This is a genomic window from Ruegeria sp. CDSB086 (genome assembly GCF_059611065.1).
This window is the reverse complement of record NZ_JBXWOV010000005.1, coordinates 271,349-284,567: the sequence shown is the minus strand read 5'-3', so window position 1 is coordinate 284,567 and position 13,219 is coordinate 271,349. Positions and strand designations below refer to the sequence as shown.

The window sequence follows — 13,219 nt, the reverse complement described above, 5'->3', positions numbered from 1 at the left end:
GGTCATGAGCGATATTGCAGGAACCAAACCCGCCCTTCGCTGGGTCGTCCATGCCTCGGTCCTCTTTTTGGTGGTGCTGTGGGTTGTGCCAACTCTGGGTCTTTTGATCTCGTCTTTTCGGACAGCGGATCAAATCGCAACCAGCGGCTGGTGGCGGTCGCTGTTTCCGTCCGAGCAGAACCTGACACTGCGCAGCGCTGCCCCGGATACCCAGGTACTCGAAAACGGGCTGTACGTGATCGAAGGCAATCTGTTTGACGAAGGGACGAAGGCGACAATCTCAAAATGGGGGATCAGCTCTCGCGCGATTGATGCCTTTGCCCCCGGCGAAACAGCTGAGCTGCGAAAGGGCGGCACAATCACCGTAGATGCCGCAGGGAATTACCGCATGGAGAACCCGGACGAGTTCACCGGCAGCCGCGGATCGCGTGTTTTTGTAACTGCAGAATTGCCGCCTGAGTTTACTTTAGACAATTATCACAAGGTTCTTCTGGCAGAAGACAGCACCGACAGTATGGGACGCGCATTTTTCAACACGTTGACCGTGACGATACCGGCAACGATCATTCCGATTCTCGTGGCGGCTTTTGCAGCCTACGCGCTGGCTTGGATGGATTTCCCCGGGCGCGCTTTGATTATTGCGGCTGTCGTTGGCCTGTTGGTTGTCCCGCTGCAACTGGCCCTGATCCCGTTGCTGAAATTCCACCTAAATATCGGGATTGGCAAAGGATATCTGGGGGTTTGGATGGCACACACCGGGTTCGGGTTGCCGCTGGCGATTTATCTTTTGCGTAACTACATGGCGGGTCTGCCCCGCGATCTGATCGAAAACGCGCGGGTCGATGGCGCGACCGAGTTTCAGATCTTTACCAAGTTGATCTTGCCGCTCAGCTTTCCAGCGTTGGCGTCTTTTGCGATCTTCCAGTTTCTCTGGACGTGGAATGACTTGCTGGTCGCCAAGGTGTTCCTGATCGACGCATCCGGACAGACCACTGTCATGACCAACCGCATCGTTGAGCTTTTAGGCACGCGCGGTGGGAATTGGGAAATCCTTGCCACAGCGGCCTTTGTTTCGATCATCGTCCCGCTGATTGTTTTCTTCGCAATGCAAAAATATCTGGTCCGCGGTCTGTTGGCCGGGTCCGTCAAGTAGAGGCGTCTGATGAACGTGCAGAACACCGTAGAACTACATAAAGCAACCAAAGCGTCCGCCGATTGGTGGCGGGGCGGAGTGATATACCAGATCTATCCGCGCAGCTTTCAAGACAGCAACGGCGATGGTATCGGAGACCTCAGGGGTATCACCCAAAGGCTTGGTTACATCGCTTCGCTTGGCGTCGATGCCATCTGGATCTCGCCATTCTTCAAATCGCCGATGAAGGACTTTGGATACGATGTCAGCGACTACCGTGATGTTGATCCGATGTTTGGCAGCATGGAGGACTTTAAGTATCTCCTGGATCAGGCGCATTCAGTTGGGCTGAAGGTGATGATCGACCTCGTGTTGTCGCACACGTCGGATCAGCACCTATGGTTCAAGGAGAGCCGATCCAATCGCGAAAATGCCAAGTCCGATTGGTATGTTTGGGCTGATCCCAAGCCCGACGGCACGCCGCCAAACAACTGGCTGTCGATTTTTGGTGGGTCCGCATGGCAGTGGGATTCCCGACGCCTGCAATATTATCTGCACAACTTTCTGACGTCGCAGCCAGATCTGAACTTCCATTGCCCGGACGTGCAGGATGCATTGCTGGATGTGGCGCGGTTCTGGCTGGACTTGGGCGTGGATGGTTTCCGTCTGGACACGATTAACTTCTACTTCCATGACAAACAACTGCGCGACAATCCTGGTCTGCCGATGGATCAGCGCAATGCCTCGATCGCGCCGTTGGTGAACCCCTATAACCATCAGGATCACCTCTATTCCAAAAGCCAGCCTGAAAACATCGCCTTCCTCGAGCGGTTGCGCGCACTTACGGACGAATACGAAGGCCGCGCTTGTTTGGGTGAGGTTGGCGACGCTCAGCGCGGTCTTGAGATCATGGGCGAGTACACCAGCGGCGATAAACGCATGCATATGTGCTATGCCTTTGAGTTTCTCGAAAAGCGCGCTTTGACCGCCGCATACGCCAAGCAGGTGTTTGATCAGTTGGAAGAAAAGGCTGGCGATGCATGGCCTTGCTGGGCGTTCTCAAACCATGATGTTCAGCGCCACGCGTCGCGGTGGGGTCTGGACGACGCGGCCATCCGTCAACATGCAGTGCTGATGATGTGCCTGCGCGGATCAGCATGTTTGTACCAAGGCGAAGAACTTGGCCTGCCCGAGGCGGACGTACCATTTGAACATCTGCAGGACCCTTACGGCATAGAATTCTGGCCGGAGTTCAAGGGCCGTGATGGATGCCGCACTCCGATGGTTTGGGCTGCGCAGGACGAACAGTCCGGGTTCAGTACTGGTGCCCCCTGGTTGCCCGTCAGCCAAACTCAGGCCGAGCAAGCGGTAGACCGTTTAGAGCAACAGCCAAACTCGATGCTGCATCACTATCGCCGCGCGATTGCGTTGCGCCACGCGTATTCTGCACTGATGTTAGGGCAGCAGCTCGACATGACCCAGTCGGGCTCGATCCTGAGCTTCCTGCGTGAGGACGATGCCCAGCAGGTCTTTTGTGTATTCAATCTGGGATCTGACAGCGCGGAAGTCACACTGCCCGACGGTAACTGGCAGGTTATCGGGGAGGAGTTGGGCGGCGTCGCAGGGGCGGGGACAATAACCCTCGGTGCGGCCCAATTCTGTTTGATGGCTCGGGTACAGGGGTAAGTCATGTCTGAACTCAATCTCACGGATGTCGCTAAAACGTATGGCAATGTCGATGTCCTAAAGAACATTAACCTCGACATCGAACGCGGTGAATTAATTGTATTTGTCGGGCCGTCGGGTTGCGGTAAATCCACGTTGCTGCGCATGATTGCAGGGCTTGAAAAGATCACTGGCGGAACGCTTGAGATCGAAGGCCAAGTGATGAACGACGTGCCGCCCGCGCAAAGGGGCATTGCGATGGTTTTCCAAAGCTATGCCCTGTATCCGCACATGACGGTGCGCGAAAATATGGCTTTTGCGTTGAAGATTGCCAAGATGCCGTCAACCGAGGTTGATGCAGCCGTTGACCGCGCCGCTCGTATCCTACAGCTGGAACCGTTTCTGGACCGCCTTCCCAAGGCCCTTTCCGGTGGTCAGCGGCAACGGGTTGCAATCGGTCGGGCGATCGTGCGCGATCCAAAGGTCTATCTGTTCGATGAACCGCTTTCCAATCTTGACGCAGCGCTGCGCGTCGCGACTCGCATCGAAATCGCGCGTCTGAAAGAGGCAATGCCCGACAGCACGATGGTCTATGTCACCCACGATCAGGTCGAAGCGATGACATTGGCCACACGAATTGTCGTCCTGGCCAACAAGGGGATCGCACAGGTTGGCACCCCTCTCGAACTATATGAAACGCCTGACAATGAATTTGTCGCCCAGTTCATTGGCTCGCCCGCAATGAACCTTTTGCCGGGGGTCATCACGCAGGCTGGTGAGCGCACCGTCGTAAAACTGGATGGTGGTGGGACGGCGGTGACCAGCATCCCAACCGATGCAGCTGACGAGGGTAAACAGGTAAATATCGGAGTGCGCCCCGAAGACTTTCACCCCGTTGAAAGCAATCCGATTATGGAAGGGATTGTGGATTTTACCGAAGCCCTTGGCGAAGTCACACTGCTGTATTTTGCGGCAAAAGACGGGGAGGACGCCACAATCGCAAAACTGCCGGGCGTCCAAAAAAACATGCGGGGCCAAACGGTTGCCGTTTCAGCAGATCCGGGCAAGGTTCACCTTTTTCACCAGGGCCTGTCTATGAGAAAATAACTGTAACCCAAACCTGATGGATCGACGGGTGCGATGCAGTACGCGAATGCCCCTTTTCATACGGCTTGGAACGTTGTCTGCGCCCCACTGCAGCAAGTCCCGGGATCTGTTTGCGTTGCCAAAAGCATGCTGTTTACGACTGTTTTTGGCGTGATTTCTTTCGGCCTGGCATAACAGAACCCGCTTTTCCCCTATTGGATTGCGGCCCAAAATCTGGTCCCGGGCCGAACGGGCAGCTGTGTCATTTTCTTAAGAAACGTTGCAGAAATAGGCTACTTCGGTCTCAATATGTGACTGCGGTCCTAGGGGGTAACTAGCCATATTTGCTAGATTAAATCGCAATCTGGACATACGAAATTCCCAATCCGTCACTTTTGGCCTGACAATGCCCCCGCAAAGTTCTAGCGTGGCACCCATAATAACAAAACAACACAGTCCAATAACGGGAGAACTAAAATATGGCTGAACGGAAAACCGTTTCCAGACGCTCGGTCCTGAAAGGCGCGGGCGCAGCAGCACTGGCAGCACCGCTTTACAGCAAAAGCGCGCTGGCATCTTCGGGTGAAATCAACATTCTGATGTGGTCGGACTATCTGCCGCCAGCATTCCTGCAAGAGTTTGAAACTCTGACCGGAATCAAGGTGAACTATACCGGTATCGGGTCGAACGAAGAAATCATCAACAAGATGAAGGCCACCAAGGGCCAAGGCTTTGACATCGTATCACCGACGAACAACCGCTCGCTGCAGTGGGGGCCTCTGGAACTGTTGCAGCCCTTCGATATGAACAAGGTTCCGATTGATCTGGTGAACCCCGCGATGGCGCAGATCGGCACCGACGCCTGGAACTTTGCTGACAGTGGCGTGCACTGGCTGCCGCATATCTGGGGTACAGAAGGCATTGCCTACCGCACCGACCTGTGGCTGCCCGAGGGCGACGCCCCGTCTTATGGGGACGTCTGGTCCGAAGCAAACGCAGGCAAGACCATGGGCCGCGCGCACTCGATGATGCTGGGTGCCGGTCTGTATATGGAAGCCTCCGGAGAGATGGAGCCTGGCTCTGTGTGGGCCGCGTACGGCGACGAAGACACCATGCGCAAGGTCTGGGGTCAGATCACCGACTGGTGCGTCGAGCGGAAGAACCGGATCAAGCTGATCTGGAACGATGCCGACACCCAGAAAAACGGCCTGTTGAACGAAGGCGTCATTGTTGGCCAGACCTGGGATGGTCCGCCGCTGGCGCTGAAATCGGCTGGTGAGCCGGTGCACTATCAGGCTCCGGTCGAAGGTGCGATGGCATGGGTCGACGGTATGTCGATGCCGACCGGTGCGCAGAACATCGATCAGGTTTATGCCTTCATCGATTTTGCCTATCAGGCCAAGCCTGCTGGTGTCGCCATCGATAGCCATGGCTACAACTCGCCAGTTCTGGGTGCCGACCAATATGCGGGCGACACTTACAAGAAGAACTTCGCCGAGGCCTATCCGGGCGACTCGCTGGCAAACCTGAACCCATGGCCTGCTGAGGCTCCGTGGTATGCCGAAACTCGGACCGAGTTCGTCAACAAGTTCAAAAGCGCCTGATTGCTTTGACAAGGTGCCCTCCGCCACTGTGCGGAGGGCTATCAACCCGCATGCCACAATGGCGTGACGGACGCTATTTCGGTGTGGTCACGGGCCGCACCTGACGGAGATACCAAAAATGAGTGCAGGGGTCGGTGTAGATCTTGAGAACCTGTGGATCCGTTTCGGTGATTTTGTTGCCGTGAGGGATGCAAACGTGAACATCAACGGGGGCGATTTCTTTTCGTTTCTCGGTCCCTCGGGGTGCGGCAAAACAACGATCCTGCGGGCCGTTTCGGGCTTTCTGGAACCAAGCGAAGGCAAAGTTCTGATCGGTGGCAAGGATATGCGGGGCATCGGCCCGAACAAACGCCCGACCGCCTTGATTTTTCAGAACCTCGCGTTGTTCCCGCTGATGAAAGTGTGGGAAAATATCACCTTCTCATTGGAGATCAGCGGCGCAAGCGCCAAAGAGCGCCGAAAACGTGCCGATGAGCTGCTGGACATGATCGCGCTGCCCGACCAGGGTGACAAACTGCCAAGCGAGCTGTCCGGTGGTCAGCGCCAACGGGTTGCCATCGCTCGCGCGCTATGTGCGGAACCGGATGTACTGTTGCTGGATGAACCGTTGTCCGCGCTCGACCTCAAATTGCGCCAGCATATGCGCACCGAGCTGCGTGAGATTCAAAAACGCGTCGGCATCACCTTCATCTATATCACCCACGACCAGGGCGAAGCCCTGACCATGTCAGACAATATCGCGGTCATGCGGGCTGGTGTGATCGATCAAATCGCTGATGGCAAGACCATTTATAATGATCCCAACACTGCATTCGCGGCCTCTTTCGTAGGTGAAAACAACGTATTCCGCGGCAAAATTAAACAGATTATGGGGAACGAAGCGCTGATTTCAACGAACCGGTCTGGTGAATTGGTTGCACGCATCTCGACCGCCAACCAAGGAAAGCTGGCAGTGGGTGATGACGCCATGATGTTCATTCGCCCCGAGGCTTTTGCGATCGCCTCCGATGGTGCGTCAGGCGATCACTTTGTCACCGCGCGGGTGAACCACGAAGAATTCGAAGGTAACGTCTTTAACATCTTTACCGAAGGTGACGGCGGAAAAGAGATAAAGGTGTCCTTGCCAAACCTCGGCCAATCCTTCGATGACCACACAGGCCAAAACATCACGTTGGAATATGAGACCCGCAATGCGGTTCTGGTTCCGGCGGGTGAATTGGCCGCGGAATAAGGGGGCCGACTATGCCAGGCTTCCTGAAAGAATTCTTTAACCGAAACGGCATCGGCATGGGCGCCGCAATATTGGGTCTTGTCCTGTTCTGGACCATTGGCCTGATCATTCTGCCCCAGCTGTCGATGCTGGATTTTTCCTTCCGTCCGAACCTGCCACCGCCCGAGATTGGCGGACCCAAGGACGTCTATACGCTGGAGAACTACAAATACCTGATCTATGGCCCTGAAGGCGGTAGTCAGTCCTATAATGCAGTCGACCTGAGGGTCTTTTTCCGCACGCTGCTGGCCGCGGTCTGTGTGACGATCTTCAACCTGATCCTCTGCTATCCGATTGCCTATTATCTGGGTCAGTCCAAAGGCAACCACATTCGCATCTTCGCGATCATGCTGATCATCCCATACTGGATCAACGAGATTTTGCGAGCCTTTGCCCTGCGGATAATCTTTGGTGAGACCGGTGTTTTGAATACCCTGTTCGTGGGGCTGGGCATCTGGGATACGCCATTTGACTTTATTCGCAATGACATCGCGCTCTATGCCGGTCTGGGTTACGCTTACATCCTGCTGATGATCTTCCCGATGTACAACGTGATCGAAAGTCTGGACAAAAACCAGATCGAGGCTGCGCGCGATCTAGGTGCGCCATGGTGGCGGATCCACTGGCGTGTGGTCATTCCTTACGCCAAACCGGGCATCAGCTCGGGCTGTACCATGGTGTTCATGCTAAGTGCCGGTGCGCTGGCCGCGCCGCAAATCCTAGGCGGACCGTCCAGCCTGTGGTTCACGCAGCTGATTTACCAGCAATTCAATGACAACAATGACTGGCCGCAAGGTGCGGCTTACGCCATCGTTCTTCTGGTGACCTGTATCCTGTTCGTGCTGGCGATGATGCGCCTGTTCAAGGTGAACATGGGGGATATCGGGAAATGAATAATTCCTTCCTTCGTGTAAGCATCTGGGTCTATCTGGTCATCTTCTTCCTGTACCTGCTGGGCCCACTGGTAATCATGTCGGTCACGGCCTTCAATTCGTCGGCCTTCCCGCGCATGACGCCGTGGGAGTGTCTGACCTTCCAGTGGTTCGGCGAGCTGTTTCAGGATCAGCGTATCCTGAACGGCATCAAGAACTCGCTGATCATTGGTGCCGGAACGGTTATTCTGTCGGTGGCGATGGGTCTGGCCGGTGCGCTGATGCTGACCCAGATCTGGCCTAAGTTGCGGGCGACCTACTATACGATCATAATCGCTCCGATCCTGATCCCGGGTGTTGTTCTTGGCATCTCGACTTTGGTGTTCTGGGATCGGATCAACCGGATGCTGGGACTGGGTGCAGATAGCTTCCTGTCTAACGGTATCTTCCTGACGGTAATCGGCCAATCCACCTTTATTGCAAGCTATTGCATGTTGGTTCTGGTGGCGCGCCTGCAGCGTTACGATGTGGCATTGACCGAAGCGGCGTTGGACCTTGGTGCAACGCATGCTCAGGCTTTCCGCAAGATCCTGTTGCCCTTCATGCGTCCCGCGATCGCGTCGGCTGCTGTGCTGGCGTTCCTCGCTTCGTTCGAGAACTACAACACGACCACTTTCACCTTTGGTGAATACCCGACGCTTACGATCGAACTGGCCCAAAAGGTGCGCTACGGCATTACACCCGCCATTTCGGCTCTGGCCTTCATCATCGTGGCGTTGACAGTGTTCTTTGCCTTGTTGAACGAAGCCAAGCTGAAGCGTCAGGAACTGGTGGCCGCAGCCCGCAAGAGCGCCACAGTTGAGGAGCTGGCCGGCAAGATTAAGCTGCCCAGCTTCTTTGCTGGCAACATGGCGGCTGTCCTGCTGGTTGTGTTTGCGGTTGCGACGATCACTGTCGTTGGCACCGCAACGGCCTACAACCCCGGCCAATGCATCGCCAATGTGAAAGAGCAGAAACGCCTGGAAGCGGAACAACGCATTCAAGAGCTGCGCAAGCAGCGCGAAGAACAGCGTAAGAAACGTGAGGCCGAAGAAGCCGAACAAGGTGGTGCGCAGCAATCCACACCGAAACCATCCAACAACAGTGGTTTTGGCAATGTCTTCGCGCCTAATACTCTTGGTGGGGACGCCGAGGAGGAGAGTTCAGATACTGAAACTCCGCCTTCAAACAACGGTGGCTTCGGGGGCGTGTTCGATCCCAACAGCCTGCAGACTGACCAGTAGGTTTCGAAGTTAAATCCTAAACGTGCGTCCGGAGAGGTTATTCCTCTTCGGGCGCATCTTTCTGCGTGACAGCAACGTCACAGGCGTCAACGACGTCACCGTTCCATGCGACCGGTTGCGCATTGTAGTTTATTAGGAAAACATGCGTGGCCGTCTCGCGACGGCGCAACCCTTTGGGCATCGGATATAGGGTCACCTCGGTTTTGCGCGCGGCCATTTCAACGACCCGGTCCCACAATGTGTCATCCGGGAAACCTGCCAGATACCAAAGACGATTTTCACCCAAAAGCGCAGGGGTGCCATCTGCAAATGTCAGCAAATTGGGGGCAGCCCCCGAAACCCTGTCGATCCAATGTTGCACCGCTCCGCCGCCTTCAACGCCACGGCGGATGTTAGGCGGCAGTGTCTCGACCAAATTGACGTCGCATTTCAGACCGTTCAGACCGGGTCGTGCCCGGGGAATCTGGAAATCATGTGTGATCGCCCCGCTGCGTGGACCCATGATGAGCAGATCACAGGCCTCCACCAATTGACGTTCCAAATTGTCGCTCACGGTGGCTATCCCCGGAGCAAGGATGAACTTGTAGCCAACACGCGGAATGTTGGTTGAGGACACGAAGTCCACAGACAAGCCCGCCCGCCGCAAGGCGCGATACGCCGAGAAAACCAGACGGAAATAGTCAAATCCAGCGCCCTGAGGCTGTGTCGACCAAGCCCAATCCGAGGCGTAGTCGAACAGGATGGCCACCTGGGCCTGTGTCTGCACAACGTTGCCTATTTCTGACAACGCGTCCGAAGTCTGCTTTGCCTCGGTCAGGGCCGGGGCAGGGTGGTTGTTGGGTGTCAGCAGCCCCGCATGCATTTGCTCTTGCGCAAACGGCGCCTGCCGCCAGCGGAAATAGCTGACAACCTCGGCGCCGTGCGCCACTGCCTCAAGCGACCAAAGCTTAACCATTCCGGGTAGTGGCGCCGGATTGTATGGCGCCCAATTCACCGGGCCGGGTTGCTGCTCCATCACCCACCAACGCCCACGGCCGACCGCGCGATACAGGTCATGGTGAAATGCCTGCATGTCCGGGTCGCCCTGCTGAAGAAAGGCGGTTTTGTGCGCTTCATCCGCCTCGAGCCGGTCAGAGAGGAAGCCGATTGGATAGCTGTCCCATGTGGCGATGTCCAAATCTTCGCCAACCTTGAAATGGTCGAAATCCAGCACTCGGCCCATGTAGTTGTGCAACAAAGGCGCATCGGTCAATGCGCGCAGTACATCTGCCTGGGCTTTGTTGTACGCAACGACTTGATCCGAACTGAAACGCCGGAACGCCAGAACGTGTGCCGGGTTGGGTTCGGTCACTGTCATATTGGGCAGATCAATCTGGTCGAAATCACGATACTCCATCGCCCAGAATATGTTGCCCCATGCCTCGTTTAGTGCGTCAATGTTGCCGTATTGATCCTTTAGCCAATGCCGAAAGGCATGCAGAGCGGCGAGGCCGTAGCTGACGGTCGTATCGTGACAGCCATATTCATTGTCGATTTGCCATGCCGCAATATGCGGGTTTCGTCCATAGCGCTCGCCCATGATCCGGGCAATGCGGACGGATTCCTGGACATAACCCGGGTGGCTAAAACAATAATGCCTGCGTGAGCCGAATTTTCGTGTATTCCCCAGAACATCCACTGCCAGCATGTCTGGGTGTTTCTCAAGCATCCACCGCGGAGGCGTCGCAGTGGGCGTCCCCAGCACAACCTTGAGCCCAGCCGCCCCAAGCGTTTCGATTGCACGGTCCAGCCAATCCAACTGCAGATCGCCAGGAACCGGCTCCATTCGGCTCCAGGCAAACTCACCGATCCGGACCCAGCTTATGCCAGTTTCAACCATTCGAGCCGCGTCTTCGGCCCACATGGCCTCGGGCCAATGTTCCGGGTAATAGCAAACACCAAGTTCTGGTTTCATAGAAGGACTCTGTGTTCTGCCTGGCCTGTGCCCGCGTCCAATGCGCCAAAGGTCATGCCATTGGTTGGTTGTGTTTCAACAGTGTCTGCGTCCAACCCCTGACGGGCAGTGGTGCAAAACAGCGTTGTCAGATCGTCGCCGCCAAAGGCGGGACAAGATGTATGTGCGGCCTGAAACGAAACGGCATGCCGAAACCGCCCGTTCGGGTCATAGCAAGCGACACGGTTTGCCCCCCATTGGGCGATCCAGATATTGCCTTCTGCGTCGACCACAGCGCCATCGGGAAAAAGGTCATCAGCGCGAAAATCGAGAAACACCGTGCTATTGCCTTCGGGCCACCCCGTCTCAGGCTCCAGCGAGCAGCGCCTAACCTGTTGTGTGACTGTATCTGTGTAATAGACGCAGGACCTGTCTGAGGAAAAACAGATCGCGTTCGAGATTGTGACCTCGGGCACAAGCAGGCGTAGTTCGCCCTGCCAGTACCGATAGATCGCGCCCGCCTCTTGTTCGGCGTTTTTACCCATCGTCCCAATCCAGAACCCGCCCCACGGGTCTGCGCGCCCGTCATTGGAGCGGGTGACCGGGTTGTTCGCCTCAAGCGAGACGATCAGGTCTTTTTGACCACTGTTCAAACCAAACCGCCACAGACCGGTTTCCGAGGCCATCACTATTGTATCCCGGTCAACCCAACCTGCTGCTGAGACATGTTCCGAAAACTGCCAGCTGTGTTGCTCAACCCCGGTCTGCGTCATCAATCTTTTGTTGATGATGTCGAACCAGAACAGTTGCTTGCGTTCAGGATGCCACAGGGGTCCTTCGCCAAGCTCACAAGGGCGATCATCAAAAACAAAGCTCATCCAGCCGCCTCGTCATAGGCAGCGACGATCCGCTCGGCCTGACCGGCAATTTCCGCGACGGACATCCCCGGTTTGAACAGGGCCGATCCGATGCCAAACCCGTCTGCTCCAGCCTTGATCCATTCGGCGAAGTTCTCAGGTCCAGCGCCACCAACGGCATAGACCAAAGTACCCGATGGCAATACAGGTCGCAGTGCGGCCAAACCACTTGGTCCGGCGGTGACACCCGGGAACAATTTCAATCCCGTCGCGCCAGCCTTAAGCGCAGCAAACGCCTCGGTCGGGGTATAGACGCCCGGCCAGCTTTGCATGTTAAGCGCGACAGAACGCACAATGACCTCGGCGTCATAATTCGGGGAAACGATCAGCTTTCCGCCAACTTGCGAAACGGCCTCTACCTGCTCGGGGGTCAGAACCGTACCAGCGCCGATCAATGCTTGATCGCCGAATGAGCTGGCCAACGATTCAATGCTGTTCAGCGGGTCAGGCGAATTCAACGGCACCTCGATCTTGTCGATACCAGATTCGATCAGAGCATGGCCTACATTGACGGCTTCTGCCGGTTGCAAGCCACGCAAAATGGCGATGATGGGGCGGCTCATGCGGTTTGCCTCGTTAGTTTGCGGGCCTGTGCCAGACCTGCCAATGTGCATTGAGTTGCGTTAGCTGTGTCCACGAAAGCGCCCTGCAGTTGCAGCGCACGTGCGTAGATTTGGGATATCCCTTCAGCGCCGATGATTGCCAGCTGCTGCCCCAACCAGTAGGGGCGTGTTGCGCCCAACTCGGCCCCGATCAAAAGCCCGGATAACTTGGCTCGGGCTGTCCCCTTGTCCTGATTGTGCAACAAATCCGCCGCTCGCAGTCCGAACAGGCGCGCGGCCAATTGTTCGGGTTTGGACAACGCGTCTGCCGTAGCTTCTGCGAAGGCGTCGGCGTCCCAGCCGTCACCGACCGAATGCTTCAGCACTGATTGCTCGGAGAGCAGTTCAAACATCTCACCTGTCATGAACGTTCGAAAGCTCACTACTTCTCCTGCGCTGATCTGAACCCATTTTGAATGCGTCCCGGGGAGGCAGAGAACCCCGTCCCAGTTCGGGCGGGATGCCAGAAAGCCAGATATTTGAGTTTCCTCGCCGCGCATAACGTCTGGCGGTGCGTTCTGTTTGAGACCAGGCACCACGAATGCGCGTATCCGGGCATCTGTACCGGGTACCCGTATAGGCGCATCCGGCAGCGGCGCTGACGGGACGGCCGAGTAGGGTGCTTCAACCCAACCTTGCCGTGCACCGACCATACCGCAGGCCACAACGTCGACAGGTTCAGGACCCAGCCAGTCGGCGATCAGGTCAAGCAAGGCAGATTGAAACGCATCTCTGCTCAGCCGGGCCATTCCCCGATCAGACTGGGATTGCGCCAGTACGGTGTCGCCCTGCATGGCCCAGGCCCGCAGTTGGGATGTTCCCCAGTCGACGGCTATCCACTCTGCATTCATGGCC

Annotated in this window: 11 protein-coding genes; 7 read left to right on the top strand and 4 right to left on the bottom strand. The window is 56.3% G+C overall.

Annotation, left to right across the window (positions count from 1 at the left end):
- The first annotated feature begins 4 nt into the window (after positions 1-4).
- The 7 genes from AC2FIO_RS12430 to AC2FIO_RS12400 all read left to right on the top strand — a co-directional run bounded on the left by AC2FIO_RS12430 (position 5) and on the right by AC2FIO_RS12400 (position 8,912).
- Entirely contained in the window at positions 5-1,153 is a 1,149-nt protein-coding gene (locus AC2FIO_RS12430) for a carbohydrate ABC transporter permease (protein ID WP_496697966.1), read from the top strand.
- Between the two features lie 9 nt (positions 1,154-1,162).
- Positions 1,163-2,818 (top strand): alpha-glucosidase, encoded by a 1,656-nt coding sequence (locus tag AC2FIO_RS12425; RefSeq protein WP_496697965.1) that lies wholly within the window; start codon positions 1,163-1,165, stop codon positions 2,816-2,818.
- 3 nt (positions 2,819-2,821) lie between these two features.
- Positions 2,822-3,904 carry an ABC transporter ATP-binding protein gene (locus tag AC2FIO_RS12420; RefSeq protein ID WP_496697963.1) on the top strand — a complete coding sequence of 361 codons (1,083 nt, stop codon included), beginning with the start codon at positions 2,822-2,824 and terminating at the stop codon, positions 3,902-3,904.
- 458 nt (positions 3,905-4,362) lie between these two features.
- Positions 4,363-5,487 carry an extracellular solute-binding protein gene (locus AC2FIO_RS12415; protein WP_108859641.1) on the top strand — a complete coding sequence of 375 codons (1,125 nt, stop codon included), beginning with the start codon at positions 4,363-4,365 and terminating at the stop codon, positions 5,485-5,487.
- Positions 5,488-5,605: 118 nt separating this feature from the next.
- Positions 5,606-6,718, top strand: a complete 1,113-nt coding sequence (locus AC2FIO_RS12410) for an ABC transporter ATP-binding protein (protein WP_058272004.1) — start codon at positions 5,606-5,608, stop codon at positions 6,716-6,718.
- Between the two features lie 11 nt (positions 6,719-6,729).
- Complete coding sequence (locus AC2FIO_RS12405; protein ID WP_058272003.1) at positions 6,730-7,650, top strand: ABC transporter permease; 921 nt, start codon at positions 6,730-6,732, stop codon at positions 7,648-7,650.
- A complete protein-coding gene (locus tag AC2FIO_RS12400) occupies positions 7,647-8,912 on the top strand; it encodes an ABC transporter permease subunit (protein ID WP_282151988.1) in 1,266 nt (421 codons plus the stop codon). The genes AC2FIO_RS12405 and AC2FIO_RS12400 overlap by 4 nt, the downstream gene beginning before the upstream one ends.
- A gap of 37 nt (positions 8,913-8,949) precedes the next feature.
- Here the strand turns inward: AC2FIO_RS12400 and AC2FIO_RS12395 are convergent, their stop codons facing one another.
- The 4 genes from AC2FIO_RS12395 to AC2FIO_RS12380 are packed head-to-tail and all read right to left on the bottom strand — an operon-like array spanning position 8,950 to position 13,215.
- Complete coding sequence (locus tag AC2FIO_RS12395) at positions 8,950-10,866, bottom strand: beta-galactosidase (protein ID WP_496697959.1); 1,917 nt, start codon at positions 10,864-10,866, stop codon at positions 8,950-8,952.
- Entirely contained in the window at positions 10,863-11,723 is an 861-nt protein-coding gene (locus AC2FIO_RS12390) for an SMP-30/gluconolactonase/LRE family protein (RefSeq protein WP_496697957.1), read from the bottom strand. Before AC2FIO_RS12390 ends, AC2FIO_RS12395 begins: the two co-directional genes overlap by 4 nt.
- Positions 11,720-12,325: a 2-dehydro-3-deoxy-6-phosphogalactonate aldolase gene (locus AC2FIO_RS12385; RefSeq protein WP_282119356.1), complete on the bottom strand. Its 606-nt coding sequence runs from the start codon at positions 12,323-12,325 to the stop codon at positions 11,720-11,722. Before AC2FIO_RS12385 ends, AC2FIO_RS12390 begins: the two co-directional genes overlap by 4 nt.
- The gene (locus tag AC2FIO_RS12380; protein WP_496697955.1) at positions 12,322-13,215 is read right to left on the bottom strand and encodes a 2-dehydro-3-deoxygalactonokinase; all 894 of its coding nucleotides are present in this window, start codon (positions 13,213-13,215) and stop codon (positions 12,322-12,324) included. Before AC2FIO_RS12380 ends, AC2FIO_RS12385 begins: the two co-directional genes overlap by 4 nt.
- Between the last annotated feature and the right edge of the window lie 4 nt (positions 13,216-13,219).

Excerpts from the sequence above, each read along its gene's own strand:
- AC2FIO_RS12430 (WP_496697966.1), top strand. The coding sequence starts at position 5 with ATGAGCGATATTGCAGGAACCAAACCCGCCCTTCGCTGGGTCGTCCAT.
- AC2FIO_RS12425 (WP_496697965.1), top strand. The coding sequence starts at position 1,163 with ATGAACGTGCAGAACACCGTAGAACTACATAAAGCAACCAAAGCGTCC.
- AC2FIO_RS12420 (WP_496697963.1), top strand. The coding sequence starts at position 2,822 with ATGTCTGAACTCAATCTCACGGATGTCGCTAAAACGTATGGCAATGTC.
- AC2FIO_RS12415 (WP_108859641.1), top strand. The coding sequence starts at position 4,363 with ATGGCTGAACGGAAAACCGTTTCCAGACGCTCGGTCCTGAAAGGCGCG.
- AC2FIO_RS12410 (WP_058272004.1), top strand. The coding sequence starts at position 5,606 with ATGAGTGCAGGGGTCGGTGTAGATCTTGAGAACCTGTGGATCCGTTTC.
- AC2FIO_RS12405 (WP_058272003.1), top strand. The coding sequence starts at position 6,730 with ATGCCAGGCTTCCTGAAAGAATTCTTTAACCGAAACGGCATCGGCATG.
- AC2FIO_RS12400 (WP_282151988.1), top strand. The coding sequence starts at position 7,647 with ATGAATAATTCCTTCCTTCGTGTAAGCATCTGGGTCTATCTGGTCATC.
- AC2FIO_RS12395 (WP_496697959.1), bottom strand. The coding sequence starts at position 10,866 with ATGAAACCAGAACTTGGTGTTTGCTATTACCCGGAACATTGGCCCGAG.
- AC2FIO_RS12390 (WP_496697957.1), bottom strand. The coding sequence starts at position 11,723 with ATGAGCTTTGTTTTTGATGATCGCCCTTGTGAGCTTGGCGAAGGACCC.
- AC2FIO_RS12385 (WP_282119356.1), bottom strand. The coding sequence starts at position 12,325 with ATGAGCCGCCCCATCATCGCCATTTTGCGTGGCTTGCAACCGGCAGAA.
- AC2FIO_RS12380 (WP_496697955.1), bottom strand. The coding sequence starts at position 13,215 with ATGAATGCAGAGTGGATAGCCGTCGACTGGGGAACATCCCAACTGCGG.